The sequence below is a fragment of the Empedobacter sp. UBA5528 genome (genome assembly GCF_002426075.1).
Classification (GTDB): Bacteria; Bacteroidota; Bacteroidia; order Flavobacteriales; family Weeksellaceae; genus Empedobacter; species Empedobacter falsenii_B.
In genome coordinates, this window is record NZ_DINY01000041.1 from 38516 (window position 1) to 51328 (window position 12813).

13 protein-coding genes and 1 other RNA gene are annotated in these 12813 nt (G+C 32.2%); 6 read left to right on the plus strand and 8 right to left on the minus strand.

Going from position 1 to position 12813, the window contains the following annotated elements; all coding sequences use genetic code 11:
* Nucleotides 1–3: 3 nt before the first annotated feature.
* Entirely contained in the window at nucleotides 4–582 is a 579-nt protein-coding gene (locus B4L98_RS09250) for an adenylate kinase (protein WP_125350758.1), read from the plus strand.
* 118 nt (nucleotides 583–700) lie between these two features.
* Here the strand turns inward: B4L98_RS09250 and B4L98_RS09255 are convergent, their stop codons facing one another.
* Nucleotides 701–1732: a quinone-dependent dihydroorotate dehydrogenase gene (locus B4L98_RS09255; protein WP_291052576.1), complete on the minus strand. Its 1032-nt coding sequence runs from the start codon at nucleotides 1730–1732 to the stop codon at nucleotides 701–703.
* 117 nt (nucleotides 1733–1849) lie between these two features.
* Complete coding sequence (locus tag B4L98_RS09260) at nucleotides 1850–2371, minus strand: hypothetical protein (protein WP_291052573.1); 522 nt, start codon at nucleotides 2369–2371, stop codon at nucleotides 1850–1852.
* Nucleotides 2372–2767: 396 nt separating this feature from the next.
* Here B4L98_RS09260 and obgE point away from each other — a divergent pair, with 396 nt between their 5' ends.
* Nucleotides 2768–3754 carry a GTPase ObgE gene (obgE, locus tag B4L98_RS09265; RefSeq protein WP_115001628.1) on the plus strand — a complete coding sequence of 329 codons (987 nt, stop codon included), beginning with the start codon at nucleotides 2768–2770 and terminating at the stop codon, nucleotides 3752–3754.
* Between the two features lie 23 nt (nucleotides 3755–3777).
* A complete protein-coding gene (locus B4L98_RS09270) occupies nucleotides 3778–4098 on the plus strand; it encodes a YbaB/EbfC family nucleoid-associated protein (RefSeq protein ID WP_291060570.1) in 321 nt (106 codons plus the stop codon).
* A 32-nt stretch (nucleotides 4099–4130) separates the two neighbouring features.
* On the opposite strand, the gene B4L98_RS09275 is transcribed toward B4L98_RS09270, so the two are convergent.
* From B4L98_RS09275 to B4L98_RS09285, 3 genes are all read right to left on the minus strand, one after another.
* On the minus strand, nucleotides 4131–4910 hold the full coding sequence (locus tag B4L98_RS09275; RefSeq protein WP_260392035.1) for a rhomboid family intramembrane serine protease: 780 nt from the start codon (nucleotides 4908–4910) through the stop codon (nucleotides 4131–4133).
* Between the two features lie 73 nt (nucleotides 4911–4983).
* Nucleotides 4984–5964: a hypothetical protein gene (locus tag B4L98_RS09280; protein WP_125350526.1), complete on the minus strand. Its 981-nt coding sequence runs from the start codon at nucleotides 5962–5964 to the stop codon at nucleotides 4984–4986.
* The gene (locus B4L98_RS09285) at nucleotides 5961–6458 is read right to left on the minus strand and encodes a hypothetical protein (protein ID WP_125350525.1); all 498 of its coding nucleotides are present in this window, start codon (nucleotides 6456–6458) and stop codon (nucleotides 5961–5963) included. Before B4L98_RS09285 ends, B4L98_RS09280 begins: the two co-directional genes overlap by 4 nt.
* A 50-nt stretch (nucleotides 6459–6508) precedes the next feature.
* Between B4L98_RS09285 and B4L98_RS09290 the strand changes: the two genes are divergently transcribed.
* The 3 genes from B4L98_RS09290 to rnpB all read left to right on the plus strand — a co-directional run bounded on the left by B4L98_RS09290 (nucleotide 6509) and on the right by rnpB (nucleotide 10198).
* The gene (locus tag B4L98_RS09290; RefSeq protein ID WP_115001619.1) at nucleotides 6509–7159 is read left to right on the plus strand and encodes an NRDE family protein; all 651 of its coding nucleotides are present in this window, start codon (nucleotides 6509–6511) and stop codon (nucleotides 7157–7159) included.
* Between the two features lie 119 nt (nucleotides 7160–7278).
* A complete protein-coding gene (locus B4L98_RS09295) occupies nucleotides 7279–9804 on the plus strand; it encodes an ATP-dependent Clp protease ATP-binding subunit (protein WP_291078080.1) in 2526 nt (841 codons plus the stop codon).
* 84 nt (nucleotides 9805–9888) lie between these two features.
* An RNA gene (rnpB, locus tag B4L98_RS09300) (RNase P RNA component class A) lies at nucleotides 9889–10198 on the plus strand.
* Here the strand turns inward: rnpB and B4L98_RS09305 are convergent.
* The 3 genes from B4L98_RS09305 to B4L98_RS09315 form a co-directional block, all read right to left on the minus strand.
* Entirely contained in the window at nucleotides 10199–10972 is a 774-nt protein-coding gene (locus B4L98_RS09305) for a LuxR C-terminal-related transcriptional regulator (RefSeq protein ID WP_291078082.1), read from the minus strand.
* A 186-nt stretch (nucleotides 10973–11158) separates the two neighbouring features.
* On the minus strand, nucleotides 11159–12100 hold the full coding sequence (locus tag B4L98_RS09310) for a transketolase family protein (RefSeq protein ID WP_180906861.1): 942 nt from the start codon (nucleotides 12098–12100) through the stop codon (nucleotides 11159–11161).
* Nucleotides 12100–12804 carry a hypothetical protein gene (locus B4L98_RS09315; protein WP_291078084.1) on the minus strand — a complete coding sequence of 235 codons (705 nt, stop codon included), beginning with the start codon at nucleotides 12802–12804 and terminating at the stop codon, nucleotides 12100–12102. The genes B4L98_RS09310 and B4L98_RS09315 overlap by 1 nt, the downstream gene beginning before the upstream one ends.
* Nucleotides 12805–12813: the final 9 nt, after the last annotated feature.

Here is a 12813-nt window from a genome sequence, read left to right on the forward strand (position 1 = left end):
AAAATGCTAAACATTGTATTGTTCGGACCTCCTGGCAGTGGTAAAGGAACACAAGCTAAATTTTTAGAAGAAAAGTACCAAACTCCTCAAATTTCTACTGGAGACTTATTTCGTTTCAACCTTAAAAATGAAACAGAATTAGGCGCTCTTGTGAAATCTTACATGGACAAGGGACAATTAGTTCCAGATGAGGTAACAACAAATATGTTGGTTGATCATTTAGATAACAATCCAAATGCGCAAGGATACATTTTTGATGGATATCCACGTACAACATCTCAAGCAGAAGCTTTAGATAAAATCTTAGCAGATAAATACGAAAGCGAAGTTTCGATTACATTAGCATTAGTTGTGGATGACGAAATTTTGGTTCAACGTTTATTAGAACGCGGAAAAACTTCTGGTCGTGCTGATGATGTGGACGAAAAAATTATCCGTGATCGTATTACAGAATATTACGAGAAAACTGCAATTGTAGCAGAACACTACAAAGCGCAAGGAAAATGGGTTGAGATTGATGGAGTAGGTTCTATTGAAGATATTACCGAAAAATTGAACGCAGCAATTAAAGAAGTTTTATAAGAACAACTTTTACATAATACTAAAAATGCTCCTTTTAATTAAAGGAGCATTTTTTTATTATTATCATTTCTGAATGTAGCTTTTTGTGAAATGAAGAACCGACATCAGAATGACTTTTCTATTTTCCTTCAACCAAGCCTTTACAAATGTTTTTTACAACAGCAGGACCTTCATAAATAAAACCTGTATAAACTTGTAACAAACTTGCACCAGCTTCCAGTTTTTCTTTAGCATCTTCGGCTGTATGAATTCCGCCAACTCCAATGATAGGAAATGCTTTGTTCGATTTTTCAGAAAGATAACGAATCACTTCTGTTGAACGATTTTTAAGTGGTTTTCCCGAAACTCCACCAGTTTCTTTTACAATTTCTGGATCAGATTTTAATCCTTCTCTTGAAATGGTTGTATTTGTAGCAATCACTCCAGCAATTTTAGATTCTAATACAATATCTATAATATCGTCCAATTGAGAATCTGTTAAATCTGGTGCGATTTTAAGTAAAATTGGTTTCGGTTTTTCGTTTTGATTATTGTATTGTTGCAAATAATTAAGAATGTACAATAAAGGTTCTTTTTCTTGTAAATCGCGTAATCCAGGTGTGTTTGGAGAACTTACATTGACTACAAAATAATCAACATAATCAAACAATGCATTGAAACATTTGATGTAATCGTCAACAGCATCTTCATTTGGTGTCAATTTGTTTTTACCAATATTTCCGCCAATAATATAGTTTTCACGATTTTTTAATTCTCTAATTTTCGAAACAGCAAAATCAACACCTTTGTTATTAAATCCCATTCGGTTGATAATCGCTTCATCTTCTACCAAACGAAACATACGCGGCGCATCATTCCCTGGTTGAGGTTTTGGTGTAACGGTTCCAATTTCGATAAAGCCAAATCCGAAGTGGTTCAATTCTTCAATATATTCAGCATTTTTATCAAAACCAGCAGCTAAACCAATTGGATTTTTGAATTTAATTCCAAAAACTTCTCGTTCTAAACTTGGATGATTGTATTGATAAAATTTATCTAATAATTTTCCAACTCCAGGAAATGCAGCATAATTTTTTAGATTTCGCGTAACGAAATGATGCGCATCTTCGGGTTGTAATTGAAATAAAATGTTTTTGAATTGTTTGTACATGCTACAAAATTAATCAATCCTATTCATTATAAAAATATGTTTTGATTACTTATTTTTTGTGATTGATTGTATTGTGCTAATTGGAGAAATTTCAACAGTTTTTTGACCTTTTCCAACTTAAAAATAGTAGAGACTATTGGTATTGATAAGGTAGATTTCTTTTTTCTCACCAGAATTGAAAGTTAAGGTTTGTCCATATTTTTCGAATTTTAAATCTCCATTTTTTATTCGTTTTGATAAAAAATTACCACCACCAATTCCAAAACCTAAAAAGAAACAAATCAGCATAACAAAAAAGAATTCAATTGAATTTTGATTAATTTTCTTAGTGAATTCTTCATTCGTGAGGTTATCAGTTTCTTTAATCTTATAATATTTCTTAATGAATTTTTTCTCTGGATGTTTCAATGAATACTGTTTAAAACTATAAAGTAGAAAAATAAGAAGAATAAAAAAGATTAGTAGGAAAGGATGTGCGGTAATTTCAGAAATTGGACTTATTAAGATATCCATAATGCTCGAAAATTTCAGAATATTAATATCCAATTGATAGTAAAAAATAGATTCTTTAATAATTCCCATGATGACTAAATAAATATAACCAAAAGGAAGTAATCGTTGTAAATGTTCGTTATTCATACTATTGAATCTATTTTTGGCGCGATTTTATTTCTTTGTTAATCATAGAAAGCCTTATGACCAAAGGCATCAAAGTAGTTGAAGTTCTGCAAGCAACGGCAATTAATGCATAATTTTTTGATTTTATTGCTGAATATACCAAGAAGATAGAAATCAAAAACATCAAACATCCAAAAGTAATTACCATTGTTTTGGTTTGTTTTTGCTTTTTCAGAAGTTAGTCATCAGTATATTCGGACAAATTTTTTTAGTATTCATGATAGTGTGTTAATTAATTGAATAAATATAAATAAAAATCTGAGTCATTATAAATTATTCATTCAAAATAGATAATACAAGATTTTAATAAACAAATTAGAAATTGTACTTTTGCAGACTAATTAAAAGAGAAAAATTATGCAATCAAATTTTGTTGACTACGTAAAAATAAATTGTAGAGCCGGACATGGAGGTGCGGGTTCAGCAAGTTTGCATCGCGAAAAATATATTGACAAAGGTGGACCAGATGGTGGAGATGGTGGACGTGGAGGAAATATCACGCTTCTTGGAAACTCAAATCTTTGGACCTTGTTAGAATTTCGATTCAAAAGACATTTCCGTGCGCAAAACGGTGGACGTGGAGGTAAATCTCGTTCTACTGGTGCTGACGGTGAAGATATTATTTTGGAAGTTCCGATCGGAACAATTGCCAAAGATGACGAAGGAAATATTATTGGCGAAGTAACAGAAAATGGGCAAGAATTAATTATTGCGCAAGGAGGAAAAGGGGGGCTAGGAAACTGGCATTTCCGTTCTGCAACGCGTCAAACGCCTCGTTATGCACAGCCAGGTTTGGATGGTGACGAGCGTCAAGTTACATTGGAGTTGAAAATTTTGGCAGATGTTGGTTTAGTTGGTTTTCCAAATGCAGGAAAATCTACTTTATTATCAGCTGTTTCGGCTGCTAAACCAAAAATTGCAGATTACGCATTTACAACGTTAACACCTAACTTGGGAATTGTAGAATACCGTAATCATCAGTCATTTATTATGGCAGATATTCCTGGAATTATCGAAGGTGCGGCAGAAGGAAAAGGTCTTGGACATCGTTTCTTGCGTCATATTGAGCGTAATTCTAACTTATTATTTTTAATTCCTGCCGATACAGAAGATTATAAAAAAGAATATGAAATTCTGTTGAATGAATTGAAAAAATTCAATCCTGAATTGTTAGATAAAGAACGAATTTTAGCTATTTCTAAGTCAGATATGTTAGATGATGAATTGGAAGCTGAGATTAAAGCACAATTACCAACTGATATTGATACGATATTTATTTCGTCTGTTTCTGGAAAAGGAATCACAGAATTGAAAGATTTATTGTGGAAAAAACTACACGAATAACTAATTATTAAAGATAAAGACAAATGTTTAGAAATTTTGGAGACATCATGGGAATGATGGGAAAAATCAATTCATTTAAAGATAAATTTTCTGATTTGAAAAATGAATTAGATGGAGAAATTTTTACAACGACTTCTAACGATGGAAAAGTAAAAATTACAATGTCTAAATTAGCAACAATAAAAGATATTGAACTTGCTGAAGGAATGGAAAAAGAAGAAATTGAAGATTTGTTAGTGATGACGTTAAACAAAGCGTTGGAACAAGTAAAAACAGAAGCAATTGACAGAGCGAAAAAAACAGCTCAAGAAAATTTACCAAACATTCCTGGAATGCCTTTCTAAGAAGAATTTGAAAAAATAAAACCCCCTGAAAATTAATTTTCAGGGGTTTTTGTTTGATAATTTGGTTCAATATTTTTATCATCTTTCTCATCCAAAGATTCAAGATATTCTGCTTTCAAACGTTCTTGTTCTTGGTAAATATCCCATAAACGCTCGGCTTGTGGATCATAATAATTTTCTTGATCCCATTTCGGAACTTCTTTTTGTGGACCAATATTTCTAAACAAATAAGCAAAAAATGCACCCGAAATAAATCCACTTAAATGTCCTTCCCAAGAAATAGAATTACTACTTGTATCTGTTTTTAATTGTGGTAAAATTTCTTGAGGAACCATTCCCCAAATCATTCCGCCGTATAATAAAATAATGATTAATGAAATCGCCATTAAACCGCGTTCTTTTCTAATAATTCCACTGAAAAATATGAACGAAGCCAATAAATAAACGATAGAACTTGCTCCGATATGGCAACTTACATTATCATCTAAAAAAGGAGGATTTCCAATCATCCAAAGAATAATTCCTGATAAAATCCAACCAAAAAAAATAACATAATAAGCTAATCTATCGTACATCAATAGTGCGATAAAGCTAAGAAATGCTAACGGAAAGGTATTACTGATAATGTGTTTCCAACCCGAATGAAATAAAGGTGAGAGCAGAATTCCTTTCAATCCTACGAAAGTTCTCGGAATAACGCCGTAACAACCGTTTAAATTGTATCCGTTTTGTTGGAACAAAAAGATAATCCACATTGGTATAAGCAGTAGCAGAGGAATTATAATAGTTTTCTTCGGAAAAGGATAACTCATAAAATTGGTTTTGAAAACATCATTCAATCTTTATTCCTTTCCAGAAAATCTGCCAATTTTGGTCAAATTAAGTTTAATAGCGTTTTATTAATTCTCTCGCAAGCAATTTCCAATCTGTCCATTTCACGCCTAATTGATGATTTTGAACAGCAATTTTATGTTGGTAATTCAAATGCTTAATCACTTCCTTATAAGCTTTTATCAAATTAAAATTCGGATCATAAATATGAGTTGCTTCAGAATTTGCACCATTAATTTCAAGTATGACAAAATTTCCGTTCTGAAAATCTTCTAAACTTTTTGCTTTCAAATCGATACGACCATAATAAAAACCATCAATTTTTTGTGCGATTTGATCTATAGTTTCTTCTAATTTAGACGTTTTTAGAGAAGATCCATCTAAAAAAGTTGTTCCTCGACTATGATTTCCTATTGGTTCAACCAATAATTTTTCATCTTTTTGAAGAACTGAATTTAGTTCGTTTTGTAAACGTTTAAACAAATAATCTTTTCGGTAAAAAGCTCTTAAATTTTGTTCGATTAATTCTTTCAAAGTTGATTTTCCATCACCCGTAAACGTCAAAAAATCTTTTGCTGTTATCGACAGTATTTTACCATTTTTTTCTTTTGGTAATCTAACATAGAAAACACCAAACTCAAAGTTTGATTGAATATATTCTTGTAAAATTAAATCTCGATTATTTTGCTCTAAATAATTTTTCCAATCAATTTCATTTCTGATTAATTCTACACCAATTCCACGTTCACCAAGATTTGGTTTTGCAATAAAGGGAAAATTAAACGGAATTTCTTGTGTTGTAAATTCATCAAAAAAAATGGTTTTTGGCTTATAATTTTTATCAATTTGATTGAGTAAATCAATTTTAGAATAATCAATAAATCCGCCCCATTTCATTGTAGGATTTGCCGAGCAAAAGTAAGCTGGAGCGCCTGTTTGAAAGATTTTATAAATGTACCAAGGTGTCAATGGCGCATAAAATAACCAGAATGGCCAAAATTCGTATCGTGTCCATTTTGTTATTTTCGGATTCATTTTTCTTGATTTTGAAAAGCAATTGTAGAAGATGCAATTCCAAAATTTTGTGGAATTTTAATCGTTGAAAAATGAGTTTCGATCGCAATTTTAATCAACGCAAAATGATGAATGCTATGATCAAAACAATACATTAATTCGCGATAATTTGTGGTATTAATTGTGAAATTCTCTCCGTAATAATTCTGTTTTAGCTGAATTGTTTTTTCTAAATCTAAACGTTCTATTTGTGATTTTAGATGATTCAGCGTATTCAAACTTTCAACAACCGAATTTTCTAAAGCACGATTTCGCTCTCTATCATCATAACAAATACAATTGTTTTTTTGCGCTTGTAAAAAGCACGAATAAAACTCGATAATATGACGAAAATGTTGACCAACAGAAGCACCAGAAATGATTTCTAATTCCTTTTGAAAAGACAGATCGTCAAATTGCAAAAGAATCGATTTCATTTCATCAAAGGAATGCGCTATAGTTTTCTGAATACTCATAATTCTTTGCAAAGATAAATTTTTACATTTGAACTAAATTGAAAAATGAGATGTGTATAATCAGTTTTTACAGAAATGAGGATGAATTTGTGTTGACGCACAACCGAGATGAGGAAATAAATCGTTCTTCTTCTAAAGAGATTGTGGAGCAAAAGCGTTTTGATAAAACTTATTTTTCGCCTGTAGATGAGCGCGCAAATGGAACTTGGATTTTTTATTCGGAACAATATGTTGCGTGTATTTTGAATGGAGGAATCGAAAAACCAATGCATTTCAAAGAAAAATACAGAGAAAGTAGAGGAATTATCTTATTAGATTTATTGAAATATAATTCTGTAAATGAGTTTATTAATTCGGAAAATTTGTCAGGAATCGCACCTTTTACAATTTTTGTTTTTGAAAGACTAACTAAAAATGCTTACCTTTTGTTTTGGAATGAAAATAAACTGAGCGTAAAAGATATTTCGCAAGAAAAAATTGTGACATGGTGTTCGTCGACATTGTACAGTCCTGAAAGAAGAAATGAAATTGATGAAATTTTTAATCAAAATAATGATTTAAAATCCGAAGAAATTTTAGAACTTCACGATGATTTGAAAATGAAAAAAGGTGATTTGTACGATTTTTTAGCAACGACATCTATCTCTCAAATTATTATGAATTCTTTAAGAATTGATATGAAATATTGTCAGCTATTTTGAAATTAATAGACAATAATTCGTTATTTTAAGGAATCATCAAATCATTTCGGACATAGGCATAATTTATGCTATAGTCTATCAGAATAATTATATTTGTTAAAGACAGCTTAAATAATAAAATGAACGATAATTTCTCACAACAAGTAAAAGACGTTATTTCTTATAGTAAGGAAGAAGCGTTGAGATTAGGCCACGACCAAATAGGAACGGAACACCTTCTGTTGGGGATTATTCGCGACGGTGAAGGGAAAGCCATTTCTGTCTTAGAAGCATTGAATGTCGATTTAGACGAAATGCGTCAAAAAATAGAAAACCTAAACCCAGCAAAAGAAACTCCAGGTAATAATATAAAAAATTTGAGTTTGACAAAACAAGCTGAAAGAGCGTTGAAAACAACATTCTTAGAAGCAAAATTGTTTAAAAGTCCGACTGTAAATACAATTCACTTATTATTGTGTATTCTTCGTAATGAAAACGATCCGATTACAAAATTGATGAATAAGTTGGATATTGATTACAATACAGTAAAGGAGGAATTCAAATTTCAATTTCAAGATGAGGAAATTCAATCTCCTCGTGCAGAAAATCCATCTTTTGATGGAGGTGATTCTGATAACGATTTTGAGCGTGCATCTACAAGTAAACCTACTTCGAAAAGTAAAACACCAGTTTTAGATAATTTCGGACGAGATTTGACAGCGATTGCGCAAGAAGGAAAATTAGATCCTGTAGTTGGACGCGAAAAAGAAATAGAACGTGTTTCGCAAATTCTTTCTCGTCGTAAAAAGAACAATCCATTGTTAATTGGAGAGCCAGGTGTTGGTAAATCTGCAATTGCAGAAGGTTTAGCGTTAAGAATTGTACAACGTAAAGTTTCGCGCGTATTGTTCAACAAACGTGTGGTAACATTAGATTTAGCATCATTAGTTGCTGGAACTAAATATCGTGGACAATTTGAAGAGCGTATGAAAGCAATCATGAATGAATTAGAGAAAAATGATGATATTATTCTTTTCATTGATGAGTTACATACAATTGTTGGAGCAGGAGGAGCTACGGGTTCTTTAGACGCTTCTAACATGTTCAAACCTGCTTTGGCGCGTGGTGAATTACAATGTATTGGAGCAACAACGTTGGACGAATATCGTCAATATATTGAAAAAGATGGTGCATTAGTTCGTCGTTTTCAAAATGTGATGGTTGAACCAACAACTCCAGAAGAAACATTACAGATTTTACATAATATCAAAGATAAGTATGAAGCGCATCATAATGTAAATTATACAGATGAAGCGTTGCAAGCTTGTGTAAATTTGACAACACGTTATATTACAGATCGTTTCTTGCCAGATAAAGCGATTGATGCTTTAGATGAAGCGGGTTCTCGCGTGCATATCAAGAATATAAAAGTTCCTCAAGAAATTTTAGATCTTGAAGCAAAATTAGAAGAAGTTCGCGAAGAGAAAACGAAAGTTGTAAAATCTCAAAAATACGAAGAAGCTGCTCGTTTACGTGATTCAGAGAAACAAATAGAAAGTGATTTGAAACGTGAGCAAGCAAAATGGGTACAAGAATCGAAAGAGAATCGTGAAACAGTTACAGAAGAAAATGTAGCGGAAGTTGTTTCGTTGATGTCTGGCGTTCCTGTACATCGTGTAGCTGAAAAAGAATTGAAAAAATTGGCTCAGATGAATGAGTTAATGAAAGGAAAAGTAATTGGTCAAGATGAAGCGGTAACGAAAGTTGTAAAAGCAATTCAACGTAATCGTGCAGGATTGAAAGATCCGAACAAACCAATTGGTTCATTCATTTTTTTAGGAACTACGGGTGTTGGTAAAACACAATTAGCGAAAGTTTTGGCGAAAGAAATCTTTGATTCGAATGATGCGTTAATTCGTATCGATATGTCAGAATACATGGAGAAATTTGCCGTTTCTCGCTTAGTTGGAGCACCTCCGGGCTACGTTGGTTACGAAGAAGGTGGACAATTGACAGAAGCAGTTCGTCGTAAACCATATGCGGTAATTTTGTTAGATGAGATTGAGAAAGCGCATCCAGATGTATTCAATATCTTGTTACAAATTTTGGATGATGGTCATGTAACAGATAGTTTAGGTCGTAAAGTTGATTTCCGTAATACGATTATCATTTTAACGTCTAACATTGGTACAAGACAATTGAAAGAGTTTGGAGATGGTGTTGGATTTGGAACTTCATCTAAGAAAGATTCTGCTGATGAACGCGCAAAATCAACAATTGAAACAGCTTTAAAACGTGCTTTCGCGCCAGAATTTTTGAATCGTATTGATGATATTATCTTCTTTAATTCATTAACAAAAGAAGATATCATGAAAATTATCGATATTGAATTGGCAAGTTTAATAGAGCGTTTAACAGCTTTAAATTATCATATTGAATTAACTGAGGAAGCGAAGAATTTTATCGCAGACAAAGGATTTGATAAAGATTATGGAGCTCGTCCGTTGAAACGTGCGATTCAGAAATACATCGAAGATCCGATGGCAGAAGAAATCATCAATGCTGTAATTAGTGAAGGAGATGAATTAATCCTTGATTTAAATGATGCAAAAGATGGTGTTAAAATTTCTGTAAAAGGAAAAACGAAAGAAGAAAAATCAGAATAATTTCTAAGTTTCTATAATAGAAAGGCTTGAACATTTTTGTTCAAGCCTTTTTTTATTTCGGTAACTTTTGCCGTACATTTGCGCTCAGCAAGCCACTTTGTCGCTTCATGTATGTGAAGAGGAAAGTCCGGGCTCCAAAGAGTAAGCATAGCGGGTAACGCCCGTCCGTCGAGAGGCGAGGACAAGTGCAACAGAAAGTATGTACAGTTCGGCTGTAGTGAAACCAGGTAAACTCTATGCGGAGCAATGCCATGTATACCAGCAGTTAAGAGCTACTCGTTCGTTGCTGGGGGGTAGGCAGATTGATGTTTTAGGTAACTAAAATACTAGATAAATGACAAAGCATCTTGATTTATTAAGATGACAGAACCCGGCTTATCGGCTTGCTTTTTTTCTATTTTTTGAAGTAAAGACTAAATAATTCTGATGTATTAGAACAATCATTTTTCTTCAAAATATTTCTACGATGTGTATCAATAGTATGTTTACTTAAGCCAATTGCATCAGCAATATCTTGACTTGTGTAGCCTTTGATCAGAAACTCGATAATCTCCGTTTCTTTTTTTGTAAGTTGTAAAGATGAATTTGTTTTTGAATTAAGAAGATTATTCAATCCATCTTTGATATTGTAAATATGCATGGTCGGTTTTCCACCAACCTTTATTTGTGTGATGTCAGTCGCTAAGCAAAAAACTCGATTTGGTAAAAAATTCTTACTTAATTCGTAAAAGAAATGTTGCAAATGAATTTGATGAATTTCGCCTTTTTTATCCATCACACGAAAATCATACGTAAATTTATAATTGATTCTTTCTTCTGGAACAATTTCCAAACTGAAATTTGCAATTCGTTGCTGAATATCAATTACATGTTGCAAATCATCTGGATGTACGATCTCTACGCATAATTCTGCAGTGTATTCGTTAGGTAGATAACCTAAAATATCCTCGCATTGAGGAGATACATATTCGAAAGTAGCAGAATTAGGACTGATAAAATACATGAAAGATTCGCCAAGCGCAAGGCTTCCTAAAGTTTGTAAATAATCATTAATCGATTGAAAACTCTCATCTTTTTCGTTAAAGGTTCTACTATCTGTATTTTCACTCCATAATTTTTTTACAATACTTGCATATTCAGTTATAGATTTTTGATTTGCTTTTTTCATATGCTTACAAGTAAAAGATTAATAAAATACCATTAAATGAGTATTTTTTGAATTAGCAATATAAACTAATTTTGCAAAATATCTATAGGATTAAAGCAGTTTTGCTTTTTTCAACCAACCTATTTATATTTAACCTATAAAAAAAGGAGCTAAATTTTTTAGCTCCTTTTTAATATTATAATGGAATTAAAGTAAAGATTTTACTTTCTCGATTACAGCAGTAGAATCGATTCCATATTTTTTCATTAAATCTGAAGGTGTTCCAGATTCACCAAATTTATCATTAACCGCAACAAAAGCTTGTTTTGTTGGTAATTTTTGTGCTAAAACTCTTGCAACAGATTCTCCTAAACCACCTAAAATATTGTGTTCTTCAGCTGTTACAATTTTTCCTGTTTTCTTTACAGAGTTTAAGATAATTTCTTCATCCAATGGTTTGATTGTATGAATATTGATTACCTCACAAGAAATTCCTTCTTTTTCTAACTCAGCAGCAGCAACCAAAGATTCCCAAACTAAATGACCTGTCGCAACAATTGTTACATCAGAACCTTCGTTCATTAAGATACCTTTACCAATTTCAAATTTTTGGTCAGCTGGTGTGAAAACTGGAACAGCAGGACGTCCGAAACGTAGGTAAACAGGACCTTCGTATTCAGCTGCAGCAATTGTAGCCGCTTTAGTTTGATTGTAATCACAAGGATTGATAACCACCATTCCTGGTAACATTTTCATCAAACCAATATCTTCTAATGTTTGGTGAGTAGCACCATCTTCTCCTAATGTTAAACCAGCGTGCGATGCAGCGATTTTTACATTTTTGTTAGAGTAAGCGATAGATTGACGAATTTGATCGTACACACGAGCTGTAGAAAACTCAGCGAACGTTCCTGTGAAAGGAATTTTACCTCCAATTGTCAAACCTGCAGCAATTCCCATCATGTTTGCTTCTGCAATACCAATTTGGAAAAAACGCTCTGGATTTTCTTTGATAAATTGATCCATTTTCAATGAACCAATCAAGTCAGCACACAATGCAACAACGTTAGGATTTGTTCTTCCTAACTCTGTCAATCCGTCTCCGAATCCACTACGTGTATCTTTTTTTTCTGTGTATGTTAAGTCTATCATTGTTTTTGTTTTTTGTATTCGTTTTTGTATTTTTCTACTTCTGTTTTTTCATCAAATTGATAAATAAAATCATTTGGCGAAACATTAATTTCTTCTTCCTCTTCAGCGCTCTTTTTGATCCATTTTTCTAAGGTTTCAACATTTTCTAACACAATATTTTGTCCAACTCGATAAATCAAGCCTTTCAAATTTAGTTCAGAATTGATAAACGGAACGGTGTTGATGTTAGAATTTGTATCGATACAAATTTCTGTACCATTGTCGTTGTCATTATCTTTTCTGAAAATATTATACACTTCACATTGTTTATTCAGAATTGTTTCTTTTTGACCAGTTTTGTTCGCAACATAACTATTTCCGATTGCGGAATTCGTTAAACTTGGATTATTAGTCGCTAAAAAAGAATTTCCTAATAAATCTTTTGTGCCTTCGAAATCTATTTTAAAAACCTTCGGATTTTCTTCTTCGCTGTAAACAGAATACATATTGTCGTTTACTTTTAATGAAGCGAAATTTCCCATCGGTGTTCGCGTAATCATTAAATGCGCTTTATAATCTTTGGTTGATAAAATATCCAGAAAATCTGAATAGAAATCACTTTTGATACGATATTGAATAACGTTTTCGAATTTATACGATTGCATTTGAGCAAAAGTTAAACTTGTAAAAAGCGTTAATATAAAACTGATTGATTTTTTCATTATCGATGT

Bases quoted from the DNA above. Each gene is read 5' to 3' on its own strand.
- B4L98_RS09280 (WP_125350526.1), bottom strand. From the start codon at position 5,964: ATGAATCCGAAAATAACAAAATGGACACGATACGAATTTTGGCCATTC.
- B4L98_RS09260 (WP_291052573.1), bottom strand. From the start codon at position 2,371: ATGAATAACGAACATTTACAACGATTACTTCCTTTTGGTTATATTTAT.
- obgE (WP_115001628.1), top strand. From the start codon at position 2,768: ATGCAATCAAATTTTGTTGACTACGTAAAAATAAATTGTAGAGCCGGA.
- B4L98_RS09295 (WP_291078080.1), top strand. From the start codon at position 7,279: ATGAACGATAATTTCTCACAACAAGTAAAAGACGTTATTTCTTATAGT.
- B4L98_RS09270 (WP_291060570.1), top strand. From the start codon at position 3,778: ATGTTTAGAAATTTTGGAGACATCATGGGAATGATGGGAAAAATCAAT.
- B4L98_RS09290 (WP_115001619.1), top strand. From the start codon at position 6,509: ATGTGTATAATCAGTTTTTACAGAAATGAGGATGAATTTGTGTTGACG.
- B4L98_RS09255 (WP_291052576.1), bottom strand. From the start codon at position 1,732: ATGTACAAACAATTCAAAAACATTTTATTTCAATTACAACCCGAAGAT.
- B4L98_RS09250 (WP_125350758.1), top strand. From the start codon at position 4: ATGCTAAACATTGTATTGTTCGGACCTCCTGGCAGTGGTAAAGGAACA.
- B4L98_RS09275 (WP_260392035.1), bottom strand. From the start codon at position 4,910: ATGAGTTATCCTTTTCCGAAGAAAACTATTATAATTCCTCTGCTACTG.
- B4L98_RS09315 (WP_291078084.1), bottom strand. From the start codon at position 12,804: ATGAAAAAATCAATCAGTTTTATATTAACGCTTTTTACAAGTTTAACT.
- B4L98_RS09305 (WP_291078082.1), bottom strand. From the start codon at position 10,972: ATGAAAAAAGCAAATCAAAAATCTATAACTGAATATGCAAGTATTGTA.
- B4L98_RS09285 (WP_125350525.1), bottom strand. From the start codon at position 6,458: ATGAGTATTCAGAAAACTATAGCGCATTCCTTTGATGAAATGAAATCG.